Source organism: Variovorax fucosicus, from assembly GCF_030316825.1.
Classification (GTDB): domain Bacteria; phylum Pseudomonadota; class Gammaproteobacteria; order Burkholderiales; family Burkholderiaceae_C; genus Variovorax; species Variovorax fucosicus.
Window position 1 is genome coordinate 208,938 of the sequence record NZ_JASZYU010000001.1, and the last position, 24,664, is coordinate 233,601.

Sequence of the window (24,664 nt, forward strand, 5' to 3'; positions counted from 1 at the left end):
CTGCTTGCCCCAGAGAGACCATGAAGCTCACCGCCTTCACCGACTACAGCCTGCGGGTACTGATCTACCTGGCCGCGCAGCCGGAGCGGCGCGCCACCATCGCGGGGATCGCCACCTCTTTCGGGGTGTCGGAACATCACCTGACCAAGGTGGTTCATTTCCTCGGCAAGCACGGGTGGCTCGCCAACGTTCGCGGCAAGGGCGGCGGGCTGTCGCTCGCCAAGGCACCCGACACGATCAATATCGGCGACGTCGTGCGCCACACCGAGGGCAACGCGATCGTGGAATGTTTCGCGCAAGACGGTGGCGAGTGCCGTATTACCGGCCTGTGCCGTCTGCGCGGCGTGCTGGACGAGGCCCTGGCGGCCTTTCATTCGATCCTGCATCGCTACACGCTGGCGGATCTGGTCCACAACCGCGAGGCGCTGTCCGCGATATTTTTTGTCGACGAAGCCCCGGCGCACCACCATGCCAAGGGGGGCACATGACGAACCAGGCCATCCTCGACGTGGCCTCTTTCCCCTACGACGGGCCGGAAGCCTTGCGGCAGCCGATCGCCACCGCGCTGTCGCGCGTGGTCGATCCGGAAATCTCGATGAGCATCGTCGATGTCGGCCTCATCTACGGCGTCACCGTCGACGCCAAGACCGCGCACGTGCTGATCACCATGACTTCGGCTGCCTGCCCGGTGATCGACGTCATCATCGAGGACGCGGAGCTCGAACTGGACAAGGTCATCCCTGCCGATCTCAGGATCTGCATTGAACTGGTGTGGGAGCCGCCCTGGACGCCGAAGCGCATGAGCGCGAAGGCCAAGCGGTTCATGGGATGGTGAACGCCGAAAGTCTTTCCATCCGGGGCAGCCACCGGGCATCGGCGTCCCGCGTCTGGATCTTCACGCGCGCGGTGTTCGGCGCGCTGGTGGGCGTCTCGCTGGTGGGTGGCGTCGCGGGCGGACTTTGGCGGCTCGGCGTCGCGCTGCCGGATCCGCTTTCCTTTGCCTGGACAGGCCAGGTGCTGATGGTGCATGCGGCCCTCATGATCTGCGGCTTTCTCGGGACGGTCATCGGCATCGAGCGCGCAGTGGCCGTCAAGCACCGTGCGGCCCTGCTCGCGCCACTGGCGTCGGGCGCCGGCGCTGTGTGCCTCGTGCTCGGACAGCAGGCCGCTGGCGCGTGGTTGGGCGTGTCGGCGGCGGTGGCCTTCCTGGCTGTCAACGCTGTGGTCGTGCGGCGCCAGCACGCTGCCCACACGCTCCTTTTGCTGGTGGGTGCGGCTGCATGGGTGATGGGCAACGTGCTGTTCGCGCTGGGCCACGACGGCAACGCTGTCTTTCCGTGGTGGTTCGCCTTTCTCGTCATGACGATTGCCGCCGAGCGCCTGGAGATGACGCGACTCATGCGACGACGCCCGGGCGCCAGCACCACGCTGCACGCCGTTCTGTTGCTGTTGCTGGCGGGCGCTGCAGGGTCGGGCATGGCGCCGCGCGCCGGCGGACTGATGTATGGCACGGCGCTGGTGCTGCTGGCGGCGTGGCTGGCGACCTTCGATGTGGCGCGGCGCACGGTGTTCGCACACGGCATCAGCCGCTACATGGCGATCTGCCTGCTGGGCGGCTATGCCTGGCTCGCGGTCGCCGGCGTGGCGTGGGCGCTGACGGCGCTCGGATGGGCGGCGCGCGACGCAGCGCTGCACGCGTTGGGACTCGGCTTCGTCGTCAGCATGATGATGGGGCACGCGCCGGTCGTGCTGCCCGCGATCGCGCGGGTCAAGCTCCAGTTCGGCGTGCTCTTCTATCTGCCGCTGGCCGCCCTGCACCTGTCGCTCCTGATGCGGCTCTTTCTCGGGCCCTTCAGCGAACCGTTGCGCGCCGCCGGCGCCGCATTCAACGCAGCAACGATCGGCTTCTTTGCCGCCACCGTGGCCGGTGCGGCCGTGGCCTGGCGTCTCCACCACGGCGCTCTCGGCGTCAGAAAGGCCCGGTAATGGCTCCCTTCATCGCCGTCCAGCGCGCACAACCTCCCCTGGCCCCAGCGCCCGCCTTTTTTGCCCTGTGGCAACTTGGCTTCCGGCCGTTCTACCTGCTCGCCAGCGCCTTCGCTGCGCTGTCCATCGGGCTGTGGGCGCTGCAGTTCGCAGGCTGGCTGCCGCTGGCCTACCTGCAGGGCCCGCTGTGGCATGCGCACGAAATGCTGTTCGGCTTCACCCTCGCGGTGATCGTCGGCTTTCTCTTCACCGCGGGGCGCAACTGGTCCGGCCAGCCGACGCCAGTGGGCCTGCCGCTGGCCGCCCTGGCGGCCCTCTGGGTGGCGGGGCGCGTTCTCGTTCTCACGCCTTTCGGCTGGGCGGCTGCCATCGTCAACGCGGCCTTTCCGCTGGCCTGTGCGGTGGCGCTGGCGATCCCGCTTATCACTGCGCGCAACCGCCGCAACTACTTTTTCATCGGGTTGCTGTTGGTGCTTTCGGGCGCTGCACTCGCCTTCCATCTCTCGGCCCTTGGCGTGATCGAGGTACCGGCATGGATCGGCATCCAGGTGGCGCTGGATGTGTTGCTGCTCATCATGGCGGTCATGAGCGGCCGCGTGATTCCGATGTTCACCAACAACGGCGTTCCCGGCGCGAACGCGACAACGCATCCGCTGCTCGAGAAGGCAGCGCTGGGCTCTTTGGCCGCGCTGCTGATCGTCGATGCAATTGGCCTGCCGCCGCTTGCCGTAGCGGCCATCGCCGTACCGGCGGCGCTCGTGCATCTCGCGCGGTGGCTGCTCTGGCGGCCCTGGAAAACGCTGAACAACTCAATCGTTCTGGTACTGCACCTGGCCTACGCGTGGATTCCCGTTCACCTCGCATTGCGGGCGCTCGCGTCGGGTGGCTGGGTGTCGCCATCGCTGGCGGCGCACGCGCTGACCGTGGGTGCGGCAGGAGGACTCATCATCGGGATGATGGTTCGCACGGCGCGAGGCCATACCGGTCGAATGCTGCGCGCCGACCAGTTTGATACCGCCTGCTTCGTGCTGGTTCTGCTGGCCGCGCTCACGCGGGTTCTCGTGCCGCTCGTCGCGCCATCCCAGACCATCACTGCGGTGCTGGGTTCCGCCGCCTTCTGGACATTGGGCTTCGGCCTGTATGCCGTGCGCTACTGGCCCGTGCTGACGCGGCCCCGCCTGGACGGCCGGCCGGGCTGAGCCTGCCGGCATCCCGTTGTGGATAATGCGAATAGTTCCCATTTGCAATGTATGCACCGGGTGAGCCGTCGCGACGCCAGCCTGTCGAGGGGACTCGTCACCTCCATGGCTGTGATCGATCTGTGCTTGAACGCTATTACCAAGAACTGCTGAACTTCTGTTCGCGCACGGCGCGCAACCGCGATGCCGCGGCCGATGTCGTGCAGGAGAGCTACGCACGCGTTCTGGCCGTGCAGCATTCCGGGCAGCCGGTGCCCGAGCCGCGCGCGCTGCTGTACCGCACGGCACGCAACCTGCAGATCGACCAGCACCGCCGCAGCGAAGTGCGCGGCGAAGCGCTGCAGCCGGACGACGAGGAGACGCTTTCCGCCGAGCTCGACAGCCTGGCGGCGCCCCGGGCCTGCGAACCCGACACGGCCGCCGAGTCGGCGCAGGCCGTCAGCGCCCTCCTTGCCACCATCGACGCCCTGCCCTTGCGCTGCCGCGAGGCTTTCATCCTGCACAAGTTCGATGGCTTGCCGCATGCGGAGGTTGCAGAGCGCATGGGCATCTCGCGCAAGATGGTCGAGCAGCACATCAAGCTGGCCATGGAGGCCTGCAGGCGCTGCGCGGGCGACATAGGGTTTCAGGCCGCTGGTGCGTCTACATCAAGGAGATGACAGCGTCATGAGCACCCCGCCGCCAGCAGACCCGCCAGCCGCGCCGTCCCCGGAAATCGACAGCGCGGCCCTGGACTGGTTCGTGCGCCGTGGCGGCGGCGGCATCGATGCCGCCGAGGAAACGGCATTCCAGGCCTGGCTGGCTGCCGATGGCCGTCACCGCGCGGCCTTCGCGCACTGGCAGCGCGACTGGGCCGCGCTCGATGCGCTGCCTGCGGAGGGCCTGGACTCGCTGAGGAAGAGGCTGAGTGCCGACAAGGCAGCGGCCCGTGCCGCGCCGCTGCGGCGCGCCTGGTGGCGCGGGCTGGCCGACTGGGCGCCGCAAGGCGCGCTCGCGGCCGTGCTGCTCACGGTGGTCGGCGGCAGCTACCTGGCCTGGAGCCACTGGCAGCAGCCCCTGTTCGTGCAGAGCTTCGCGACCGCGCGCGGCCAGCAGCTCGATGTGGCCTTGCCCGATGGCAGCCGGCTGCGGCTCGACACCGCGACCCGCGCCGACGTCACGTTCTACCGCCAGCGCCGCGAGCTTCGCCTGCCCGAGGGGCAGACCGTGCTGCAGGTCAAGGGCGACGCGGCGCGCCCTTTCGACGTGCTCGCCGGCCCGCTGCGCATCACTGTCGTCGGCACCCGCTTCTCGGTGCGCTACACGCCCGGCCTGTCGGACAAGGAAGGCGTGCACGTCGCCGTGGAAGAGGGACGGGTGCGCGTGGCGCGGGCCGACCGGGCGGCATCCGGCGCTGGCGCCGCCGTCGAGCTCGGTGCCGGCCAGCAGGTCGCCAGCGATGCGGCCGGCAGGCTCGGCGCAGTGTCCGCCGTGCCTGCCGCCGGCATCGCGCCGTGGCGCGAGAGCCGGGTCAGTTTCGACAACACGCCGCTGGCCCGGGCGCTGGCCGAATTCGAGCGCTACGGCCCCACCCACCTCGTGGTGCGCGACCCGGGCGTGGCCGCGCTGCGCGTCACCGGCACCTTCGACCCCCACCGGCTCGACAACTTCTCGCGCGTCCTGCCGCAGGTGTTGCCGGTGCGACTGCGCGCGCAGGATGACGTAACGGAAATCGTCTCCGGCAAGTAGCCACGCCGCAAGCCGCAAAAAACTTTGAAGCCGACCTAGGGTTTGTCGGAGCCCATGCGTCTACATGAGAAGGATTCTTATTTACCTCCTTCTCGAATGTTCCGTTCCCGTCGCTTTCACCCTGCTCCGTTGGCCCTCGCGGGAGCGCTGTCCTTCACCAGTGCCGTCGCGCATGCCGAGGCGGCCACGCCGATGCAGATCGGCATCGCGGCGCAGCCGCTGGCCCAGGCGCTCAATGACCTGGCGCGGCAGACGCGGCTCGAACTGATGGTTCAGCCCGCGCTGGTTGCGGGCAAGGCGGCACCGGCCGTATCCGGGCAACTGACGCCGCAGCAGGCGCTGAACCGGCTGCTGGCCGGCAGCGGGCTGGCGGCGACCATCGAGGGCAGCGCCGTCGTCGTCAAGGCCTCGTCCGACACATCGGCCGCCGGCAACCTGCCGCTCGTGACGGTGACGGCAGGCCCGCAAGAGGAAACCGCCGGCGGAACGACAGGCTATGTCGCCAGGCGCAGCGCAGCGGGCGCCAAGACCGACACGCCGATCCTCGAAACGCCACAGTCCATCTCGGTGGTGACCAAGCAGCAACTCGAAGACCAGAAGCCGCGCAGCATTCCCGAGGCGCTGAACTACACGCCCGGCGCCTTCACCGGCCTTGTGGGTTCGTCCAACCGCTACGACTACGTGGCCCTGCGTGGCTTCAACGACAGCAGCGTCGACAGCACCCTGCTCGATGGCTTGCGCCTGCTGAGCGACCAGGGCAGCTACAGCTCGATGCAGGTCGATCCGTATTTCCTGGAACGCATCGACGTGGTGAGGGGGCCGGCCTCGGTGCTCTATGGGCGTGCGTCGCCCGGCGGGCTGGTGGCCCTGACCAGCGCAAAGCCGCAGTTCGAGCCCTATCGCGAAGTCCAGCTCACCGTTGGCAATCGCAACCGGATGGAAGGCGCGGTCGATCTCACGGGGCCGGTCGACGCCAACGGCGTGATGGCATACCGCCTGACGGCGCTGGGGCGCTCGCTGGATTCGCAGTTCAACCATGTGAAGGAGCAGCGCCAGGCCATCGCGCCGTCGCTGACGATCCGGCCGTCGAAGGACACGCAACTGCTGCTGCAGGCGTATCTCCAGCACGATCCCGAAGGCAGCTACCACAGCGGCGTGCCGGCGGACGCCAGCATCAATGCGAAGCACAACGGAAGCCGCATCTCGCGCTATTTCTTCGATGGCGATCCGAGCGTCGAGAAGTACCAGCGCACCCAGCGCTTTCTCGGCTATCAGTTCGACCATGCCTTCAACGACCAGTGGAAGTTCCGGCAGAACTTCCGCTACGTCTCGGCCGACACAACGCTGCGCCAGGTCTACGGCTACGGCTGGGCCAGCGCCAACGAGCTGACGCGCTATTACGCCGGCGCACGCGAATCCACGCGCGGCCACACTGTCGACAACCAGCTTGAAGGGCGCTTCGAGACAGGGGCGGTCAAGCACACGCTGCTGACGGGGCTGGACTACCAGAAGCGCAGCGTCGGCGGGAGCTGGGAGTCGGGCGGCGCATCGCCGATCAACGTGTTCGCACCGGTCTATGGCCTCCCCGGGCTGAGCGACGTCACGAGCTCCCCGATCGACCGCCGCCTGGAACAGACCGGCCTCTACATCCAGGACCAGATGGAGCTCGGCCGCTGGCGCCTCACGCTCGGCGGACGCCAGGACTGGGCGCAGGCCTCGAACCGCTATGGAACCGATGCGCCGGCCGAATGGAAAGGCTCCAGGTTCACCAAGCGGGCCGGCCTGGTCTATCTGTTCGACAACGGCATCGCGCCCTATGTCGGCTATTCGGACGGCTTCAACCCGAGCCTGCGCAACGACCAGCAAGGCAACATCCTGCGCCCGGCCGAGACCAGGCAGGTGGAGGTCGGCATCCGCTATCAGCCCAAGGGTTCGAACACCCTGCTGTCGGCGGCCGTGTACGACCTGAAGCAGGAAAACGTGGCCACGCGCCCGGTCGGCGCGACCTACTACGTGCCGAGCGGCAAGGTGCGCTCGCGCGGCCTCGAGCTTGAGGCGCGTTCGCAGCTGACCAGCAACTTCTCGATGCTCGCGAGCTACACCTTCACCGACATGAAGTTCATCGAGTCGGCCGAAGGCTTCACCGGCAATACGCCGTACCAGGCGCCGCGCCACATGGCCTCGGTCTGGGGCGACTGGACTTTCATGCCCGGCTTCACATTGGGCGCCGGCGTGCGCCACGTGGGCACCAGCTGGGTCGACAACGCCAACAGTTTCAAGGTGCGGCCGTACGCCGTGGTCGACCTGATGCTGCGCATCGACCTGGCGTACGTGAACCCGTCGCTCAAGGGCTCCAGCCTGCGCCTCCACGCCAACAACGTCTTCGACAAGAGCTACGTGGCGTCGTGCCTGAGCCAGCAGTACTGCTACTGGGGCGACGCACGCAATGTGGCGGCCACCCTGACGTACCAGTGGTAGCGGCCGCCGTTCGACAACCCCCAAATCGGAGTGCCATGAAAACGGACGTTCAAGAATTCATCGCGATAGGGCTCGGGCCCTTCAACCTGAGCCTGGCCTGCCTTGCGGAGCCGATTGCCGACCTGGACGGCATCTTTCTGGAGCGCAACACGGAGTTCAGCTGGCATCCCGGGATGCTGATCGACAACGCCACGCTGCAGAACCCTTTCCTGGCCGATCTGGTGAGCCTCGCGGATCCCACGAGCCGCTTCAGCTTCCTCAACTACTGCAAGGCGGAAGGCAAGATCTACTCGTACTACTTCCGGGAGAACTTCTACCTGAAGCGCGCGGAGTACAACGCGTACTGCCGATGGGCCGCGGCACAGCTGTCCAACGTGCGCTTCTCGTGCGATGTGCAGGAGGTGGTACACGACCTCGAGAACGGCTGCTATGTCGTGACCGGCGTGCAGGGCCCGCAGCGCGAACCCTTTGTCCTGCGCTGCCGTAAGCTGGTGCTGGGTGTTGGCTCCCGGCCGGTCTTTCCCCAATGCTGCGAGCCGGCCGAGCACCGCTTCATGCATGCCGCCGACTACCTTGCGAACAAGGCGCAACTGCAGCAGAAGCGCTCCATCACCATCGTCGGCAGCGGGCAAAGTGCGGCGGAGGTCTTTCACGACCTGCTCAAGGAAGCCGACGCGCACGACTACAGCCTGACCTGGATCACGCGCTCGCCGCGCTTCTTCCAGATGGAGACCACCAAGCTCACGCTGGAGATGTTCTCGCCCGACTACATCGACTACTTCTTTCACCTCGACGAGCAGAAGAAGGAGCGCATCGTCCGCACCCAGGACAGCCTCTACAAGGGCGTCAACGCCAGCCTGATCAACCAGATCTACGACCTGCTCGACGACAAGCGCAACGAGGGCCGGCTGCGCACCCACCTCATCACCAACTGCGAGCTGCAGGGCTGCCGCTACGACGCCGCCGGCGACGGCTACGACATCGAGTTCCGGCAACTCGATTGCGAGACCCGCTATGCGCACCGCAGCGAGGGCGTGGTCTTCGCCACGGGATACCGCGAGAACATCCCGCCCTTCATCGACGGCATCCGACACCGGCTGCGCTGGGACGAGAAGGGCCGCTACAGGCTGGCGCGCAACTACGCGGCCGACTTCGATGGCAACGAGATCTTCGTGCAGAACGCCGGCCAGCACACCCATGGCATGACCAACCAGGATCTGGGCATGAGCTGCTACCGCAACTCCTACATCCTGCGCGAGCTGACGGGCGTGGAGCACTACAAGATCGAGCGGCGCATCGCGCTGCAGGATTTCGCGATTCCCGCGACCGCGGATTTCGTCCGCCTCTGACGCGGAAAACAGCATGAGCCTGAAATTCCACGTCATCATGATGACGGTGCTGGCGGTCATCAGCGACGCCATCCTGATCCCCTTCTATCCGCAGTTCTTCAGCGCGCGCTACGGCATCGACAGCGCAGTGCACGTGGGCGCCTACGTGGCGGCCATCTCGATCGCGGTGATGTGCACGCTGCCGCTCTGGGCACGCGTGGCACGGCGCATCGAGCCGTTGCACCTGCTGGTCTACACGCAGTTTGCCGCCGGCACCTTCAGCCTGCTGTGCGACTGGGCACCCGACGTGCAGAGCTACTGGGTGCTGTCGATGCTGATGTTCATGTGCAAGAGCAGCTATCTGCTGATGTATCCGTACATGATGCGGCTCACGCCCAAGGACCAGCATGCGGCCACCATCGGCGTGCTGTCGGTCGTGGTGCATTTCGGCGCCATCTTCGGCGCGGTGGTGGGCGGCTTCGTGCTGCAGGCCTGGGGGCCGCGCGCCAGCATCTTCGCCATGGCTGCCGGCGACTTCTTCCAGATGGCGGTCTGCATCTACCTGATCCGCAGCGGCAAGATCGTTCGCATCAACACCGGCGAGCATGCGCAAACCGCCGCAGCTGCAGCCGAAGCGCGCCGCGTCGACTGGCGCGCGCGCCTGCCGATCCTGCGGCTTGCGCTGGTGATGCTGCTGTTCGACTTCAGCGCCTATCTGATCCGCCCCTTCTTCGCGGTCTACTGGCAGAAGACGAGCGGCTACGACAGCGAACTGGTCTCCGGCATGGCCTTCGCCATTCCGGGGGTGGTGGCCATCGTGGCGCTGCGGCTGCATGCCCACATCCGGGCGCGCAGCGGGCGCCTGCCCGACCACACCGTGGGCAACCTCCTGCTGGGCATGGTCGGGCTGCTGCTGCACGCCGCGCCGGATCCGGTGTGGATCGTGGTGGGACGCGTGCTGTATGGCTGGTCGCTGTTCCAGATCATCGTCAAGCTCGAAGTCAACCTGTTCCGCCTGTCCACGCCACAGCGCTATGCGCAGGACTACAGCATCACCAACTTCTTCCAGAACCTGGGCGTGCTGCTGTCCTCGTTCGCGGCCGGCGCGATCGTCGAGCGCTACGGGCTGCACGTGCCTTTCCTGCTGGCAGCGGGCGGCTTCGTGCTGACCGCGCTGCTCGACCGCCTGATCCTCAACGTGCCGAGCGCCGATCACGCGGCCCCGCTGGAGGCGCCCGCCCATGCCAACTGAAAGCCCGTACCGCGACGAAGCCGGCTTCGTCTTTCGCCCGCTCCGGATTCCGGACGACGTGCCGATGCTGCATCGCTGGTTCACGCAGGAGCGCGCTGCGTTCTGGCTGATGCAGGACAAGTCCGAGGACGAGGTGCACGAGGTCTACCGGCAGATGATGGCGTCCGGCCATGCCACGGCCTACATCGGCTGGCATCAGGGTCGGCCGGCCTTCCTGGCCGAGTGCTACGACCCTGCACACGATCGCATCCGGGCCTTCTACGAGGTGCGGCCCGGCGACCTGGGCATGCACATCTTCGTCGGCCCCGCGGACGTGCGCATCCCCGGCTTCTCTCGCGCCGCATTCCATGCGCTGATGCGCTTCATGTTCGCCCACCTGGGCGCTCGGCGCATCGTCGTGGAGCCCGACGCGGGCAACCACAGGATCCATGCATTGAACCGGTCGGCAGGCTTCGTCTACGACCGCGACGTGATCTTCCCCGAGAAGATCGCCAGCCTCGCCTATTGCACCCGGCGGGATTTTGAACAGGCTACGGCCACCAACCAGGAAGAAGTCCATCCATGAATGCAGACATCGCGAACCAGCTCTATCAACAACCGGCCGAGGCCGCCGCGCACCTGACGCCGCAAGTCTGGGCCGAGGCCAACCGCCTGCTGCTGCGCAAGGCGATCGCCGAGTACGCGCACGAGCTGATCATCGAACCCGAGCGCCTCGGCCCGGACAAGAACGGCTTTGCGCGCTACCAGGTCTTGTCCGACGACGGCGCGGTGTGCTACCAGTTCGAGGCGCAGCGCCTGGCGCTGCGCCACTGGCACATCGCGCCGACATCGATCCGCAAGCTGGTGAACGGCGCCGAGCAGCCGCTGGACGCGCTGCAGTTCATCATCGAATGCCGCCAGCGCCTGGGCATCCGCGAAGAGCTGCTGCCGATCTACCTGGACGAGATCAGCAGCACCCTGTTCGGCAGCGCATTCAAGCGCATGAAGGCCGATGCGCCCAGCAGCGCCGAACTGGCCGACGCCGCCGACTTCCAGACCATCGAGGTCGCGATGATGGAAGGCCACCCGGGCTTCGTCGCCAACAACGGGCGGCTCGGCTTCAACGCGGTGGACTACCGTGCCTACGCGCCCGAAGCCGGCTCGGACATCCGCGTGATCTGGCTCGCGGTGCACAAGGCCCATGCCACCTTCGCCAGCATCTCGACGCTCGGCTACGAACAACTGCTGGCCGAAGAGATCGGGCAGGACACGGTCGAGCGTTTCACCCGGCAGGTGAGTGGGTGCGGCGTCGATCCGGCCGACTACTACTTCATGCCGGCGCATCCGTGGCAGTGGTTCAACAAGCTGTCGATCGCGTTCGCGGGCTACGTCGCGGAGCGCAAGATCATCTGCCTCGACTACAGCAGCGACCACTACACCGCACAGCAGTCGATCCGGACCTTCTTCAACACCAGCGACCGGAGCAAGCGCTATGTGAAGACCTCGCTGTCGATCCTCAACATGGGCTTCATGCGGGGCCTGTCGCCCTACTACATGTCGGGCACGCCGGCGATCAACGAGTTCATCAAGCAACTGGTGGACGGCGATCCCTTTCTGCGCGCGAACGGCTTCACCATCCTGCAGGAAGTCGCATCGATGGGCTTTCGAAACTTCCACTACGAAGCGGCGATTCCGCTCGACACGCCCTACAAGAAGATGTTCTCGGCGCTGTGGCGCGAGAACCCGCTGCCGCTGCTCGCGCCGGGCGAACGCCTGATGACCATGGCCGCGCTGCTGCACGTCGACAAGCATGGCCATGCATTGCTGCCCGAGTTGATCCGCCGCTCGGGACTGGGCACGGTGCCATGGCTGCGCCGCTACCTGGAGGCATACCTGACGCCACTGCTGCATTGCTTCTACAAGCACGACCTGACGTTCATGCCGCACGGCGAGAACCTGATCCTGGTGCTCGACCGCCATGTGCCGGTGCGCGCCATCATGAAGGACATCGCCGAGGAGTGCGCCATCCTCGACATCGAAGCCAAGGCGCGCCTGCCGGAACGCGTCGATCGGCTGGCGGTGGACGTGCCGGACCATTTCAAGTTGCTCGGCATCTTCATCGACGTGTTCGATGGCGTGCTGCGCCACATCAATCAGGTTCTGGCGGAAAACGCATGCTGCACCGAGGACGATTTCTGGGCCGCGGTGGCCGATTGCGTTACCGACTACCAGGACGCCCACCCCGAACAGGCCGACAAGCACGCGCACTACGACATGTTCGTGCCGGAGTTCCTGCATTCGTGCCTGAACCGGCTGCAGCTCGGCAACAACGTGCAGATGGTCAACCTGTCCGACCCCGCCTCCAGCCTGAAGATGGCCGGCAATCTCGCGAACCCGATCGCGAAGTTCCGCCGCCGCCTGGCAGCACGCGCCCAAGCGGATGCGCTGGCGGAAAGCCTGGAGTAACGGATCCCATGCGGGCGATCATCGACACCGATCCGAACCTCGCCCGCGTGTTGCAGTTGGCCGAGCGCATCGTCCCGGGCCTGCGCGGCGAACAGAGCGACGTGCCGCTGCCCGATGCGCTTCGCCACGACGACGGGATCGCGGATGGCGCGACGGCACTGCGCGCGCTGTGCCGTCACTGGGCACAGGCACACGGCGCTGCCGGGGCGCACTACGTGGCGCTGCGCTGCTGGGGGCTGGCGATCTGGCAGCCGGTCTATCTGGGCGTCATTGCCACGCATCTCGATACGCACGTGCCGCGCCTCGCGGGTTTGGCGCAACCGGTGATCGCCGGCTTTCCCACCGGCTTCCGGCTGCCGATCCACGCGCCGGCGACCGGCGACCTGTCCACGCGCATGCGGCTCGCGGCCGATGAGCTGCGCACGCTTTGCCAGGCCACGCGCGAAGTGCTGATGCCGCTGGTGGCGCTGCACCCGCGCGCCGCCGACCGGCTGCAGGCCGAATGCGTGCTCGGCGCACTGCTGCTGGTGCGGCGCCAACAACCCGCACGGCCCGACGCCGAACTCGTCGCGCTCGGAGCCGACTGGCTCACGCGGCTCGGCATTGCCGGCGGCTGCGGCTTCTTCGCCTACCGCGCGCGCGACGGCACGCCCGCACTCGCGCTCGACCGCAAGGTGTGCTGCCACCGTTTCCGCCGACCCGACGGCGAGAAATGCAGCACCTGCCCCAAGCTCCCGCTCGACACGCGCATCGCCCGCCTGCTGGCCGATCCTTCGTAGTCCGGCCCCCTCGTTCTCTCGGCGCGCCGAAGCCCGTCCGGGCCGGCGTGGTTCGTCACGCTTTGGAGATTCCCATGAACGTTGTCGCACGCCTGGCGCGTGTTCTGCCGGCAGTCACGCAGTTGCCGGTCAGCGCCTATTTCGACGAAACCCTGCTCGCGCGCGAGCAGGAACTCATCTTCAACAAGTCGGCCCGCTACGTGGGCCACGAGAAAGCCGTCCCGCACGTCGGTGACTGGCGGCGCCTTGCGCAGGAGGGCGGAGGCCGTGTGCTGGTGCGCAATGCGCAGGGCGTGGAGCTGATGTCCAACGTCTGCCGGCACCGGCAGGCGCTGATCCTCGGCGGCGAGACCGGCGACGTGAGAGGGCCCGCCAACCCCAGCGGAAACCTGGATGCGGCGGGCGGACACATCGTCTGCCCGCTGCACCGCTGGACCTACAACGACCGCGGCGAACTGCTCGGCGCGCCGCAGTTCGAGCAGAAGCCCTGCAAGAACCTGCAGCGCTTTCCGCTGCGCAACTGCCACGGGCAACTGTTCGAAGGTGCGCGCGATCCGGCGCGGGACATGGCGGCGCTGTTCGCGCGGCCGGAGTTCGATTTCTCGGACTATGTGCTCGACCACGTCGAAGTCCACCAATGCAACTACAACTGGAAGACCTTCATCGAGGTGTACCTGGAGGACTACCACGTCGCGCCGTTCCACCCCGGCCTCGGCAGCTTCGTGGATTGCGACGACCTGAGCTGGGACTTCGCCGATTTCTACAGCATGCAACGCGTCGGCGTGCACCAGTCGCTGGGCGCGCCGGGCTCGGAGGTCTATCGCGCCTGGCACGACCGCCTGCTGGACTACCGCACCGGCAGCGCGCCCGATTTCGGCGCGGTATGGGTCACCTACTTCCCGACCCACATGATCGAGCTGTACCCGCACGTGCTGGTTCTGTCCACCCTCTACCCCAAGGGGCCGCAGAGCACGATCAACGTCGTCGAGTTCTACTATCCCGAGGAGATCGCCGCCTTCGAGCGTGAGTTCATCGAGGCGCACCGCGCGGCCTACATGGAAACCGTGAAGGAAGACGACGAGATCGGCGAGCGCATGGATGCAGGGCGCCTCGCGCTGTTCGAGCGGGGCGTTTCCGATGTCGGACCGTACCAGTCGCCGCTGGAAGACGGCATGCAGCACTTCCACGCGTGGTACCGGCGGATGATGGGCGCCTCGATGCTGGCGTGAAGGGCCGGCCGCCCTTAGCCCGGACCGCCGGCGCCCATGGCGCGCCCGATCGCATCGGCGAGCTGCTGCTGGTCAAAAGGCTTGGCGACCTTGACCGCCAGCCCGTAGGCGCTGGCCGGCCAGTCCGCAAAGCCGGAGGCCAGAATCAGGCGCAGTTCGGGATGCTCCTTGCGCAGCACTTCGAACAACTGCAAGCCGGTCATCCTGGGCATGACCTGGTCGGAGATCACCAGATCGATTCCGGGTTCGTTCCGGATCAGGCCGAGGGCCTCCACGGCACCCGCAGCGCTGAGCACCGAATGTCCGAGATCCTCCAGCATCGAAGCTGTGCCGGCCAGTACCAGCGGGTCGTCATCGACCGCGACAACCTTCAGGGCCGCGGTGCAGTGCGCTGCAGCCGGCGGTGGTGCAGCATGCTGGCCCGCAGGAAGCGCCTCGTGCACCTCCACCCTTGCCAAAGGGAGCCAAAGCAACGCGGTCGTCCCGACACCCTCGGTGCTGGTCATCACGAATTTTCCGCCGGACTGGACCGCCAGCCCCTGCACCATGGCCAGGCCCAGGCCGGTGCCCTTGCCGACACCCTTCGTCGTGAAGAAAGGCTCCATGGCACGCGCCAGCACTTCGGGGTTCATCCCGCTGCCGCTGTCGGAGACCGACAGGCGCACGAATTCCCCTCCCTGCCGCCCCTGCGAGGTGGTAGACACCTCCTGCGTTGCCTCCAGGCGCAGCGTGCCTCCGTTGGGCATTGCGTCGCGGGCATTGACTGCAAGGTTCAGGATGGCCAGCTCGAGCTGATGCGGATCCACCAGCACCGGACTGAGTGATTCCGCAAACTTGCGCTCGATCAGAATCGTCGGCCCGAGCGTGCGCTCCAGCATGTCCGTCATGCCGCCAATGAGAAACGGCAAGTGCACGCTTTCGGGACGCAGCTCCTGCCGGCGCGCGAAAGCCAGCATGCGCTGGGTGAGCGACACACCGCGCTTGGCGCCCTGCGTCGCGTTGTCCACCAGCTGCCGGAGCTTTTCATCGGCGGGCATGCGACGGCGCAACAGCTCCAGGCTCGTGAGGATGACCATCAGCAGGTTGTTGAAGTCGTGCGCCACGCCGCCCGTGAGTTGCCCGATCGCATCCAGTTTCTGCGACTGGAAGAGCGCTTCGCGCGTCTGCTCGAGCGCGAGCTGGGCATTGCGTTTCTCCGTGATGTCCCGCGTGACCTTGGCAAATCCGCGCAGCTCCCCATTGCCGCCGTAGATCGGGTCGATCACCACGCTGGCCCAGAACTCGGTTCCGTCCTTGCGCACGCGCCAGCCCTCGCCTTCGAAGCGGCCCTCGGCGGCTGCGATCGCAAGCGCTCTTGCGGGAAGGCCCTGGTTCCGGTCTTCGGCGCGGTAGAAGCGCGAAAAGTGTGTGCCGATGACTTCGGCAGGCTCATAGCCCTTGATTCGCCGCCCCCCGGAATTCCAGTTCGTGATGATGCCCTCGGGGTCGAGCATGTAGATCGCGTAGTCGGTCACCGCCTGGACGAGCAGCCTGAACTGCTCCTCGCTGCGCCGCAAGGCCTCTTCGGCAGCCCGTCGCTCGCTGAGATCGCGGGTCACCTTGGCGTAGCCGAGCAATTCCTTGGCCGGCGACCAGATGGGATGCACAACCACGTGCGCCCAGAAGCGACGCCCTCCCTTGGCATGGCGCCAACCTTCCGATTCGAACCGACCCGTCTTCAATGCAGCCGCCAGCGCCCTGGCCGGCAATCCGCTTTGAACGTCTTCGGGCCCGTAGAACACCGAGAAGTGGCGGCCTACGATCTCGGACTCTGTGTATCCCTTGAGCCGCTCTGCACCGACATTCCAGCTGACAATGAATCCGTCCGGATCCAGCATGTAGATCGCAGAGTCTGCGACCGCGTCCACGAGCAGGCGATACCGCTCCTCGGTGCTGATGCTGGTTGTATGCGGCTGTTGTTCCATTGCAAGCGAGCTCATTCTGTCGATCCTAAGCAGCCCGCAAGCGATTCTGGCGGGTGCCGCCTGCAGGCGTCTAGACATTTACCCGCGGAGCAGTTTTGGAAGAACACAGCCGGTGGCCGGTCGGGACGGATGCGCTTCATCGCAGGCGCCGCAGGGCGGGGTAAGGGTTGATGGCCGTGCCCTTCCACCAATGCCTGTCCGCGCCGAGGCGGAAGACAGCGAAGTGCAGGTGCGGCGCGTTCACGGGCGCGTTGCCCGTGGTTCCGACGTAGCCGATCAGGTCGCCGCGCCGCAAGACCATGCCCTCGTACAGCTGGTCGGCGTAGCGGTCCAGGTGCGCGTAGTAGTACGCGAGCTGCCCCATAGGATCGAACTGGTAGATCGTGAGTCCGCCCGGCACGCTCGTGAAGAGCTTGACCAGGGTGCCGTCGTCCACGGCATGCACCGGCGTCCCGCGCGGCGCGGGGATGTCGATGGCCTCGTGCGCCCCACCCGCGCGGCCGTCGTTGAAGGTGTCCTGCAGCGCATGCGCCTGCACGCCCGCCACGGGCATCGCGAGCGGGCGCGCGGCGAGCAGCGCGGCGCCGTCGTCGGGCATTGCCCCCTGCGCCCACGCCGCGCCCAGGCCGAGGCACCAGGCGACGCCCAGCAGACACCGGGCGCACGCCACGATGGAGCGCGTGCCGATGCCTGCCATACCCTTTTTCAGGCCTTGACCTCGACCGCGAAACCGGCCTTGGCCAGCTGCGCCACGCGCGCGGCATTCCAGTTGGTCAGGTGGATGCAGCCGTTGGTCTCATCATGGCCGACACGCTCGGGCGCCGGCGTGCCGTGAATGCCCCAGTGCGGTTTCGACAAGCCCATCCAGACATTGCCCACCGGATTGTTCGGCCCCGCTGCGATGTCGACCTTCTGGGCATTGGCCGGCACGTTCTTCTTGAGGAGCGCGGGGTTGTAGGTGAAGGTCGGATTCCTCACCTCGTTGGTGATCTTCATCTTGCCAAGCGGCAACGGGTCGAGCCGACCGCCGATGCTGATGGGGAAACCCGCGAGCGGCTTGCCCGCGCGGTCCAGCACGAACAACATGTGCTCGCCCTTGTCGATCTCGATCGACTTCGCCGCCGCCACCACGCCCGCGTCGGCATCGGTCGTCGCGTTGACCACGACGATCGAATCGCCGGCCCTGAAGCCCGCGCCCTTGTTCAGATCCGCAAGCAGCCGCGGCGCCATGTGATGCCGCTCCGACAATGCTTCCTGGATGTTCTCGTAGTCGAGCGACTTGAGCTTGGCGCGCTCGGCCATGTCGCCGGGGGTCGGGGTGAAGGGGCCGGCCGCGTCCTTGTCGGTGATCGTGTAGGCAGCGAAGAGCGGTGCAGTGTCCATCGTCAGGGCATCCCAGGTGGGGGCATCGACTTTGCCGGTGCCCGGAATGCCGTTGGCCTTCTGGTAGGCGGCCACGACCCGGCGCATGTTGGCGCCGAAGCCACCGTCGATCTCGCCGGGCGAAAACCATGCGCGGTCGAGCAGGATCTGCGCACGCATCACCGCGGCGCCGCGCGAGCCTTGCACCAGCAGGGGCGTCGCGTTGGCGGCGTTGAGCTTCGCGAGGGCGCCGTCGGCGTCCTGCTCGGGCGCCGCCTTCTTCGCGACCGGCCGGGCTGCCCATGCGCCCCATGGCGTGAAGACGCCGGCCACCCCTGTCGACGCCACAAGGAAGGCGCGGCGGGAAGCGCCCAAGGCCTGCCGGCCCATTCGGCCATCGGCGATGGTGCTGTCGTTGTTCGGCATCGGGTGCTCCGGGTGAAAGTGTCGAGCCTCACCCTAGCGGCCGAAAGCGCCTCACCGTGTAGGCTGAGGCGAACATCTGGCCTCGGTGCCATGCGTACAAGGCAGCAACCAGCGCTGGCGTAGCGCGCACGCCTATGTGGCGGCGTGCTCCTGGGGCTCGCCCAGCGACAGCATCAGCCGGTTCGCCCAGTTGAAGAAGGCCGCGCCGTGGACGACATCGGCAATCGCGAGGTCGTCCAGGCCATGCGCGCGCAGTTGCTCGATATGCGCCGGCCCGAACGCTGAAGGCGTGGACGACAGCGCGACCGAGGCCGCGACGATCGCATTCCAGCGCTCGCCCAGATCGGCCTTGACGCCCTCGTCCAGCAGGCGTTGCACGTCGTCCGTGCGCTGCGAGAAATGCGAGGCGAAGCGCGCATGCACCGAGGCGCAGTAGATGCAGCCGTTGTAGCGCGAGGCCGCGGCTGCCGAGAGCTCGCGCTCGGCGCGCGGCAGGCCGGCTTCGGGGTTGTAGAAGATGTCCTTGTCGGTGCGCGTGCGGGCGCCCAGGATGTCCGGGTCGCGCGCCAGCAGGCGGAAGTACGGCGACTTGGCGCGGGCCGCGTCCACCAGCCCGGCGAAATGCCGCTCGGTCAGCTCGGCTTCGGGCAGCGGCTCGAGCCAGGGCAGCCATTCGAGCTGCGCCTGCGTGAAGGCGTTCGGGTGCGTGTTGCCGGGATGGGTCAGCGCAAATTCGGCGGTCATGGTGTTCCTCGGATCAATCGACAAGGGTGACGGGGCGCTGCGCCAGCGCCCTGAGGCCGGTGACGACGCGGATCTGGAATGCCAGGAAAGCAACGAGCTGCGACAGGGTCACGATCTCGGTGCTGGACCATCCGGCATCGAGCAGCGACTGCAGCGCAGCCGGGCTCGCGTCGCGTGGATGGAAGACCAGCAGGTGCGCATGCGCGAGACCGGCCGAAAGCCGCTTGCCGAGCACCGGGCGCTGCGTGTCGCTCACCGCATACGAAGGGCCGGGGGCGTCCTCGGCGCTGAGAGGGCCTGCGGGATAGCGCCCATAGGGCCCCTGCGTCGCAGCCCGCTTCGTTTCAATGGCAATGGCCTCTGCCAACCCTGTGCGAGCGCCCTGCCCAGCCAGCGAGTCAACGTAGAAGCGCGCCACGTCGGCCTGCCCATGCAGTCCGGCGACGAAGGCCGCGACGGCGAAGCGGTCCGCGATCTCGAAATGCCCGAACACGGGCGGCGTCGGCGCGAACAGCGAGAGGTAGCTCTGCTGCGCATGCGTGCGCGCCTGCTCCCGCTGCGCGCGGATCTGGTCGAGGTGACTGCCGGGCGCGATGCCGACGAGACGATCGATGACGTCGGGCACGGGGCCCGCGGGACGAGAAGCGATGGCGTTCATGAAATGCAACCTAGAGAAGTGCGAGAGATTGGAGATCCGACACGCCCGCGCCGCGCATCCAGCCCAGCGCCGGTGCGACCACGGTGGCGGTCAGTTCGATGGAGCGCAGGATGGCCTCGTGCGGTGGATCGACGGAGTGCACCTGGCAGACGAGGTCGGTCACGCGCGCGAGCGTGCTGTCGGCGCGCAGCGAGGCGATCACGTCCTCGGGGGATCCGACGTGCACGTCATACGCCGCGATCAGTTGTTCGAGCGGGGCGTCCGGGCCGGCGCGATCCGCGAGGCCGTTCTGTCCCGACGCGGCGAAGCGGGCCGCCGACCGGCGCAGCCCGATGTCGGCCAGGCGCAGTGCCTCCTTGCGGGTGTCCGCCACGAAGACGCTGCGCGAGCCCACGATGCGTGGCGTATGGCCGGTTGGCAGCGCGGCCAGGTAGGCGTCGACGATCGGGTTCTGGATCGCGGCGAGCGACGCATCGGCCATGTGCTCGGGGCGTGGCTGCGTGCGCGAGAGCATCAGGCCGTCGCCGGCCTCCCCTGCGCGCGTACCGCCGCTCACCGAGAAGGTGGCCTGCCAGACGCGGTTCAGCAGTTGCGAGGCCGCGGGGTACAGCGTGTCGCCGCCGGCCAGCGGCCGGCCGGCCCAGGCTGCGCGCACCACGGCGAGCTGCCTCGCGAAGATGGCCGAGCGGTCGTTGCCATCCAGCCCGAAGGCCGTGAAGGATTCGGGCGTGCCGCCCGTGCCCACGCCCACCTCGAGCCGGCCGCCCGAAAGCAGATCCAGCACGATCGCGTCCTCGGCCACGCGCACCGCGTTTTCCAGCGGCAGCGTGACGATCCCGGTGCCCAGGCGGATGCGCCGCGTGCGCGAGGCCACGTAGGCCAGAAAGACGAATGGCGATGGCAGGCCGCCCTCGTGCGCGTGGAAATGATGCTGCGCCACCCAGGCCGAATCGAAGCCGAAGGCCTCGGCATGGGCGATCTGCGCGGCGGCAAGACGGTAGCGCTCGGCGGCGGTGGCGTCGTCGAGCAGGCGGCTGAAGAAGCCGAGGCGAAGCGGGCGCTGGGTGTTGGAAATGCCGGGCATCCGGAGGAGCTGGGTTGTCGAAAGCCTTAGAGTCTTGCCCGCGATGCGTTCGGAGGGAAATCCGGTTTTCGCACTTGCTTATGCGGCTTGCATGTATCGCCGTCTTCAGGCCGGGCGGCCATGTTTGCTTATGCGGAATTCTTCGTAGCCATGCACGCGCCGTGCGGCTAAGGTGCCGCCGACCTTTGCTCCCTTGCCTCCATGTCCTTTCTTGCCGATATCCCTACGCCAGCCACCACGGCTTCCCGCGCGTTCGCGCCTGTCATCTCCGCCACCACATTGCATCTTTGGCTGCAGGACGGCCGCGAACTCGCGCTGCTCGATATCCGCGAGCACGGGCAGTACGGTGAAGGCCACCCCTTCTTCGCGGTTCATGCCGCCTACAGCCGGCTCGAAACCGAGGTCGGCCGGCTGGTGCCGCGCCGCGCCACCCGCACCGTGCTGTTCGGCGACGGCGAGGGGCATTCGACCTTGGCACAGCAGGCCGCGGGGCGGCTCGCGACGCTGGGCTACGACGACGTGTCGGTGCTCGCCGGCGGTGCGCCCGCCTGGGCCAAGGCCGGGCACACGCTGTTCAAGGGCGTGAACCTGCCCTCCAAGACTTTCGGCGAAATCGCGGAACATGCTTTCGACGTGCCACACATCAGCGCGCAGGCGCTGGCTGCCCGCCAGCGTGCGGGCGAGCCGCTGGTGCTGCTCGACGGCCGCACGCTGGAAGAACATCGCAAGATGACGCTGCCCGGCGCCATTCCCGTGCCCAACGGCGAGCTGGCCCTGCGCTGGCGCACCCTGGTGCAGGATCCGGCCACGCCCATCGTCGTGCACTGCGCGGGCCGCACGCGCAGCATCGTCGGCGCGCAGATCCTGCGTGACCTCGGCGTGCCGAATCCGGTGTTCGCGCTCGAGAACGGCACGCAGGGCTGGGCCCTGGCCGGGCTCGAACTCGAACGCGGCAGCACCCGCACGCTGCCGCCCGCGCCCGATGCCGCGCAACGCCAGGCGGCGCGAGACGACGCCGCCACGGCTGCGCAACGTGCCGGCGTCCCCGTGCTCGCGGCTGCCGCGGCGCAGGCTTGGCTCGACGACAGCCGCCGCACCACGTTCGTGTTCGACATCCGTACCGCGGAAGAATTTGCGGCCGGCAGCCTGCCGGGTGCGCGCCACGCGGCGGGGGGCCAGCTGCTGCAGGCCACCGACCTGCAGATCGGCGTGCGCCACGCCCGCGTGCTGGTGCTCGATGACGATGGTGCACGCGCACCGGTGATCGCCTTGTGGCTGCGCCGCCTGGGCCTGGAGGCAGCACTGGTCGAGGGCGGCCTGGCCAGCGGCCTGCGCGTGCCCACGCCGGTGCCCGCACGGCTCCCCCCGCCCGTTCCGGTGCTGTCGGCCGGCACGTTGACTGCGCTGCGCGACAACATCGACTCACCGGCCGCGGTGCTGGATCTCCGGCCCTCGCCCGCCTACAGGCTGCGCCATGCGCGCGGTGCCACCTGGTCGATCCGGCCGCGCGTGGTGGCCGATGCCGAGGTCGCGACCAGTGGCGATTTCCAGCGCCCCGTGCTGCTGATCGCAACCGACGACATCGTCGCCCGACTGGCTGCGCAGGACTTGCGCGAGGCCGGCTGGCAGCGGTTGTCGTGGGCGACGGCCGAGGCGGTCGAATCCGCCGGCTGGATCCAGCAAGCGACACCGGACTCGCCGACGGATGCAGAGGCCGTCGACTACCTCTTCTTCGTGCACGACCGGCACGACGGCAACCTCGATGCGGCGCGCCGCTATCTCGATTGGGAACTGGGCCTCGTTGCGCAATGCGCACCGCAGGAGCTTGCGGCCTTTCGCTTGCCCGACAAAACACATATCGATATCTGAAGGCCTTCGTTGCAGCAACGGCCGCGGCCTCGCAAGATCGCCGCTTGCCTTGCTTCGTCTCTGATATTCATTCGATGATCTCCCTTTCGCGCTTTCCTGCCCTCCGTGCCACCGCCGTCCTCGGTGCTGCCCTTTTTCTCAGCGTCGGCGCAGCTCACGCCGACGCCACGCTCGACCGCATCAAGCAGCGCGGCAAGGTGGCCATCGGCGTCGTGGTGAGCGGCGGGCCCTTCGGCTCGATCGACCCCGCCACGCAGCAGTTGGTCGGCTGGAACCCCGACCTGGCACGCGATCTCGCCAAACAGCTCGGCGCCGAGCTCGAACTGGTGCAGGTGCAGCCTTCGACTCGCGTGCAGTTCCTGCAATCGGGCAAGGTCGATCTGCTGATCGCCTCGATGGAATACAACGCGGACCGCGGCGAGATCCTGGGTCACGCGCCCACCCCGTTCTATCGAGTGGGCGGAACCGCCGCGGTGCTGAAGACCAGCGGCATCGCCAAGTGGGAAGACCTGCGCGGCAAGATCGTCTGCGCCTCGCAGGGCAGCAGCTACGTGAAGCCGTTGCAGGAGCAGTACGGTGCACAGGTACGCGGCTTCAAGACTTCTGCGGAGTCCTTGCTCGCGCTGCGTGGCGGCAATTGCGCAGCGGCGGTGCACGACGCCACGCTGATCCAGCCGCTCCTGCGCAGCAGCGCCGAGTGGGCCGCCTATGCAGCGCCGATCCGCGACGAGATCCTGCCCGCGCCCTCGGTGGTGTGGACTCGCAAGGGCGAGGCCGACACCATCGCCGCCGTCGACAAGGTGGTGAAGCAGTGGCACCGCAGCGGCTGGCTGATCGAGACCGAGAAGCGCAACGGCATCGAGCCGCCGCAGCCGCTGCTGCCCGAACTGCAGGCCAGGCTGCGGGCCGCGCCCTGAGAGCTTGTCTGCGTGTGCGGTGTGCGTGGTGCGCGTCGATTCGGGGGGCGTGCACAGGCCACCGGGTACTCCCCTCCGCGAATGTCCCCCTCCTTCGGCTCCTCCTTTATTTCGCTGCGGGGAGCACCCGATGCCCTGTGCACGAGAGGCGCGGCTGTAGTGCTGGCCGATGAACGACCGCTCTGATTGATCACGTCGATGGGGTGCCTTGCGCAGCGAAATAAAGGAGGAGGCCGAAGGCCGGGGGACATTCGCGGAGCAAGGTACCCCGTCGGCGTGAGCACGCCCCGAACAGAACACCTCAACCCCTCCACACGCAGATCACATGCAGGCTCCGAGCAACCACCGACAGCACCGCCGAACTTCCTTTCCTGATTCAACGCCATGACGCCACGCTTCTTCGTTCCCTTGCTGTCCGCCTTTCTCCTGGCGGCAGGCGCCGGCACGGCCCATGCCGATGCCACGCTCGACAAGATCAGGCAGCGCGGCAAGGTCGTGGTCGGCGTGATCCTTTCCGGCCCACCTTTCGGCACCCTCGACCCCGCCACGCAGAAGCCCATCGGCTACAACGTCGAGCTGGCCGAAGGCGTGGCCAAGGGCCTCGGGGTCGGGCTCGAAACCGTGCAGGTGCAGCCGTCCAACCGCGTCCAGTTCCTGCAGCAGGGCAAGGTCGACCTCCTGATCGCCAACATGCAGTGGACGCAGGAGCGCAGCGAGATCCTGTCGTTCGTGCCCACGCCCTTCGAGGAAGTCGGCGGCGCCGCCATCGCACCCAAAGGCAGTGGCATCGCGAAGTGGGAAGACCTGAAGGGCAAACCGGTCTGCGTCTCGCAGGGCAGCAACTTCACCAAACCGCTGGCCGAACAGTACGGCGCGCAGATCAAGGCCTTCCGCGGCCAGCCCGAATCGCTGCTGGCGCTCAAGGGCGGCAACTGCGTCGCGGCCGTGCATGTGAGCCCGACGCTGCGCGAGCTCGTGGCCGACAACGCCGACTGGAAGAACCACGAGATCGTCTCGCCGACCGACCTGATTCCATCGCCTTCGGTCATCTGGATACGCAAGGGCGAGACCGACGTCCAGTCGGCGCTCGACCGCATCGTGCAGAACTGGCACCGCACAGGCTGGCTGATCGAGGTCGAAAAAAAGAACGGCATGACGCCCACGCCCTTGCTGCACCAGCTCAAGGACAAGTTCAGCAAGACGCCCTGAACAATCC

At 67.4% G+C, this 24,664-nt stretch carries 22 protein-coding genes; 16 read left to right on the forward strand and 6 right to left on the reverse strand.

Annotated features, from left to right (window positions below; all coding sequences use genetic code 11):
- The first annotated feature begins 20 nt into the window (after positions 1-20).
- The 13 genes from QTI05_RS01015 (at position 21) to QTI05_RS01075 (ending at position 14,424) form a co-directional block, all read left to right on the forward strand.
- Positions 21-488: an RrF2 family transcriptional regulator gene (locus QTI05_RS01015; protein WP_286622590.1), complete on the forward strand. Its 468-nt coding sequence runs from the start codon at positions 21-23 to the stop codon at positions 486-488.
- Positions 485-835, forward strand: a complete 351-nt coding sequence (locus QTI05_RS01020) for a metal-sulfur cluster assembly factor (protein WP_286622591.1) — start codon at positions 485-487, stop codon at positions 833-835. The genes QTI05_RS01015 and QTI05_RS01020 overlap by 4 nt, the downstream gene beginning before the upstream one ends.
- Entirely contained in the window at positions 829-1,986 is a 1,158-nt protein-coding gene (locus tag QTI05_RS01025) for a DUF8744 domain-containing protein (RefSeq protein ID WP_286622592.1), read from the forward strand. Before QTI05_RS01020 ends, QTI05_RS01025 begins: the two co-directional genes overlap by 7 nt.
- Positions 1,986-3,185 carry an NnrS family protein gene (locus tag QTI05_RS01030; protein ID WP_286622593.1) on the forward strand — a complete coding sequence of 400 codons (1,200 nt, stop codon included), beginning with the start codon at positions 1,986-1,988 and terminating at the stop codon, positions 3,183-3,185. The genes QTI05_RS01025 and QTI05_RS01030 overlap by 1 nt, the downstream gene beginning before the upstream one ends.
- Positions 3,186-3,307: 122 nt before the next feature.
- Positions 3,308-3,844, forward strand: a complete 537-nt coding sequence (locus QTI05_RS01035) for a sigma-70 family RNA polymerase sigma factor (protein WP_286622594.1) — start codon at positions 3,308-3,310, stop codon at positions 3,842-3,844.
- A 7-nt stretch (positions 3,845-3,851) separates the two neighbouring features.
- Positions 3,852-4,913: a FecR family protein gene (locus tag QTI05_RS01040; protein WP_286622595.1), complete on the forward strand. Its 1,062-nt coding sequence runs from the start codon at positions 3,852-3,854 to the stop codon at positions 4,911-4,913.
- A gap of 129 nt (positions 4,914-5,042) precedes the next feature.
- Positions 5,043-7,391 (forward strand): TonB-dependent siderophore receptor, encoded by a 2,349-nt coding sequence (locus QTI05_RS01045; RefSeq protein WP_286622596.1) that lies wholly within the window; start codon positions 5,043-5,045, stop codon positions 7,389-7,391.
- Between the two features lie 35 nt (positions 7,392-7,426).
- Positions 7,427-8,740, forward strand: coding sequence for a lysine N(6)-hydroxylase/L-ornithine N(5)-oxygenase family protein (locus tag QTI05_RS01050; protein WP_286622597.1), 1,314 nt, complete (start codon positions 7,427-7,429; stop codon positions 8,738-8,740).
- Positions 8,741-8,753: 13 nt separating this feature from the next.
- Positions 8,754-9,971 (forward strand): MFS transporter, encoded by a 1,218-nt coding sequence (locus QTI05_RS01055; protein WP_286622598.1) that lies wholly within the window; start codon positions 8,754-8,756, stop codon positions 9,969-9,971.
- The gene (locus tag QTI05_RS01060; protein WP_286622599.1) at positions 9,961-10,536 is read left to right on the forward strand and encodes a GNAT family N-acetyltransferase; all 576 of its coding nucleotides are present in this window, start codon (positions 9,961-9,963) and stop codon (positions 10,534-10,536) included. Before QTI05_RS01055 ends, QTI05_RS01060 begins: the two co-directional genes overlap by 11 nt.
- Complete coding sequence (locus QTI05_RS01065) at positions 10,533-12,416, forward strand: IucA/IucC family protein (RefSeq protein ID WP_286622600.1); 1,884 nt, start codon at positions 10,533-10,535, stop codon at positions 12,414-12,416. Before QTI05_RS01060 ends, QTI05_RS01065 begins: the two co-directional genes overlap by 4 nt.
- 8 nt (positions 12,417-12,424) lie before the next feature.
- Entirely contained in the window at positions 12,425-13,195 is a 771-nt protein-coding gene (locus QTI05_RS01070; protein ID WP_286622601.1) for a siderophore ferric iron reductase, read from the forward strand.
- A gap of 74 nt (positions 13,196-13,269) precedes the next feature.
- The gene (locus QTI05_RS01075) at positions 13,270-14,424 is read left to right on the forward strand and encodes an aromatic ring-hydroxylating oxygenase subunit alpha (protein WP_286542602.1); all 1,155 of its coding nucleotides are present in this window, start codon (positions 13,270-13,272) and stop codon (positions 14,422-14,424) included.
- Between the two features lie 14 nt (positions 14,425-14,438).
- Here QTI05_RS01075 and QTI05_RS01080 read toward each other — a convergent pair whose 3' ends face one another.
- From QTI05_RS01080 to QTI05_RS01105, 6 genes are all read right to left on the reverse strand, one after another.
- Complete coding sequence (locus QTI05_RS01080) at positions 14,439-16,403, reverse strand: hybrid sensor histidine kinase/response regulator (protein WP_286622602.1); 1,965 nt, start codon at positions 16,401-16,403, stop codon at positions 14,439-14,441.
- Positions 16,404-16,524: 121 nt separating this feature from the next.
- Positions 16,525-17,058: a M23 family metallopeptidase gene (locus QTI05_RS01085; protein WP_286542600.1), complete on the reverse strand. Its 534-nt coding sequence runs from the start codon at positions 17,056-17,058 to the stop codon at positions 16,525-16,527.
- Positions 17,059-17,093: 35 nt separating this feature from the next.
- Entirely contained in the window at positions 17,094-18,176 is a 1,083-nt protein-coding gene (locus tag QTI05_RS01090) for a L,D-transpeptidase family protein (RefSeq protein WP_286542599.1), read from the reverse strand.
- A gap of 132 nt (positions 18,177-18,308) precedes the next feature.
- Complete coding sequence (locus tag QTI05_RS01095; RefSeq protein ID WP_286622603.1) at positions 18,309-18,920, reverse strand: alkylhydroperoxidase domain protein; 612 nt, start codon at positions 18,918-18,920, stop codon at positions 18,309-18,311.
- A 13-nt stretch (positions 18,921-18,933) separates the two neighbouring features.
- Complete coding sequence (locus tag QTI05_RS01100) at positions 18,934-19,578, reverse strand: CMD domain protein (RefSeq protein WP_286542597.1); 645 nt, start codon at positions 19,576-19,578, stop codon at positions 18,934-18,936.
- Positions 19,579-19,588: 10 nt separating this feature from the next.
- Positions 19,589-20,662, reverse strand: coding sequence for a putative FMN-dependent luciferase-like monooxygenase (locus QTI05_RS01105; RefSeq protein WP_286542596.1), 1,074 nt, complete (start codon positions 20,660-20,662; stop codon positions 19,589-19,591).
- A 201-nt stretch (positions 20,663-20,863) separates the two neighbouring features.
- On the opposite strand from QTI05_RS01105, the gene QTI05_RS01110 reads away from it, so the two are divergent.
- The 3 genes from QTI05_RS01110 (at position 20,864) to QTI05_RS01120 (ending at position 24,657) form a co-directional block, all read left to right on the forward strand.
- Positions 20,864-22,531: a rhodanese-like domain-containing protein gene (locus QTI05_RS01110; RefSeq protein ID WP_286542595.1), complete on the forward strand. Its 1,668-nt coding sequence runs from the start codon at positions 20,864-20,866 to the stop codon at positions 22,529-22,531.
- 65 nt (positions 22,532-22,596) lie between these two features.
- Positions 22,597-23,448 carry a transporter substrate-binding domain-containing protein gene (locus tag QTI05_RS01115; RefSeq protein ID WP_444812881.1) on the forward strand — a complete coding sequence of 284 codons (852 nt, stop codon included), beginning with the start codon at positions 22,597-22,599 and terminating at the stop codon, positions 23,446-23,448.
- 384 nt (positions 23,449-23,832) lie between these two features.
- A complete protein-coding gene (locus tag QTI05_RS01120; protein ID WP_286542593.1) occupies positions 23,833-24,657 on the forward strand; it encodes a transporter substrate-binding domain-containing protein in 825 nt (274 codons plus the stop codon).
- Positions 24,658-24,664: the final 7 nt, after the last annotated feature.

Coding starts and splice junctions, on each gene's coding strand:
- QTI05_RS01020 (WP_286622591.1), top strand. CDS start 485: ATGACGAACCAGGCCATCCTCGACGTGGCCTCTTTCCCCTACGACGGG.
- QTI05_RS01120 (WP_286542593.1), top strand. CDS start 23,833: ATGACGCCACGCTTCTTCGTTCCCTTGCTGTCCGCCTTTCTCCTGGCG.
- QTI05_RS01070 (WP_286622601.1), top strand. CDS start 12,425: ATGCGGGCGATCATCGACACCGATCCGAACCTCGCCCGCGTGTTGCAG.
- QTI05_RS01050 (WP_286622597.1), top strand. CDS start 7,427: ATGAAAACGGACGTTCAAGAATTCATCGCGATAGGGCTCGGGCCCTTC.
- QTI05_RS01060 (WP_286622599.1), top strand. CDS start 9,961: ATGCCAACTGAAAGCCCGTACCGCGACGAAGCCGGCTTCGTCTTTCGC.
- QTI05_RS01065 (WP_286622600.1), top strand. CDS start 10,533: ATGAATGCAGACATCGCGAACCAGCTCTATCAACAACCGGCCGAGGCC.
- QTI05_RS01110 (WP_286542595.1), top strand. CDS start 20,864: ATGTCCTTTCTTGCCGATATCCCTACGCCAGCCACCACGGCTTCCCGC.
- QTI05_RS01040 (WP_286622595.1), top strand. CDS start 3,852: ATGAGCACCCCGCCGCCAGCAGACCCGCCAGCCGCGCCGTCCCCGGAA.
- QTI05_RS01030 (WP_286622593.1), top strand. CDS start 1,986: ATGGCTCCCTTCATCGCCGTCCAGCGCGCACAACCTCCCCTGGCCCCA.
- QTI05_RS01015 (WP_286622590.1), top strand. CDS start 21: ATGAAGCTCACCGCCTTCACCGACTACAGCCTGCGGGTACTGATCTAC.
- QTI05_RS01055 (WP_286622598.1), top strand. CDS start 8,754: ATGAGCCTGAAATTCCACGTCATCATGATGACGGTGCTGGCGGTCATC.
- QTI05_RS01100 (WP_286542597.1), bottom strand. CDS start 19,578: ATGAACGCCATCGCTTCTCGTCCCGCGGGCCCCGTGCCCGACGTCATC.
- QTI05_RS01095 (WP_286622603.1), bottom strand. CDS start 18,920: ATGACCGCCGAATTTGCGCTGACCCATCCCGGCAACACGCACCCGAAC.
- QTI05_RS01025 (WP_286622592.1), top strand. CDS start 829: ATGGTGAACGCCGAAAGTCTTTCCATCCGGGGCAGCCACCGGGCATCG.
- QTI05_RS01075 (WP_286542602.1), top strand. CDS start 13,270: ATGAACGTTGTCGCACGCCTGGCGCGTGTTCTGCCGGCAGTCACGCAG.
- QTI05_RS01090 (WP_286542599.1), bottom strand. CDS start 18,176: ATGCCGAACAACGACAGCACCATCGCCGATGGCCGAATGGGCCGGCAG.
- QTI05_RS01105 (WP_286542596.1), bottom strand. CDS start 20,662: ATGCCCGGCATTTCCAACACCCAGCGCCCGCTTCGCCTCGGCTTCTTC.
- QTI05_RS01080 (WP_286622602.1), bottom strand. CDS start 16,403: ATGAGCTCGCTTGCAATGGAACAACAGCCGCATACAACCAGCATCAGC.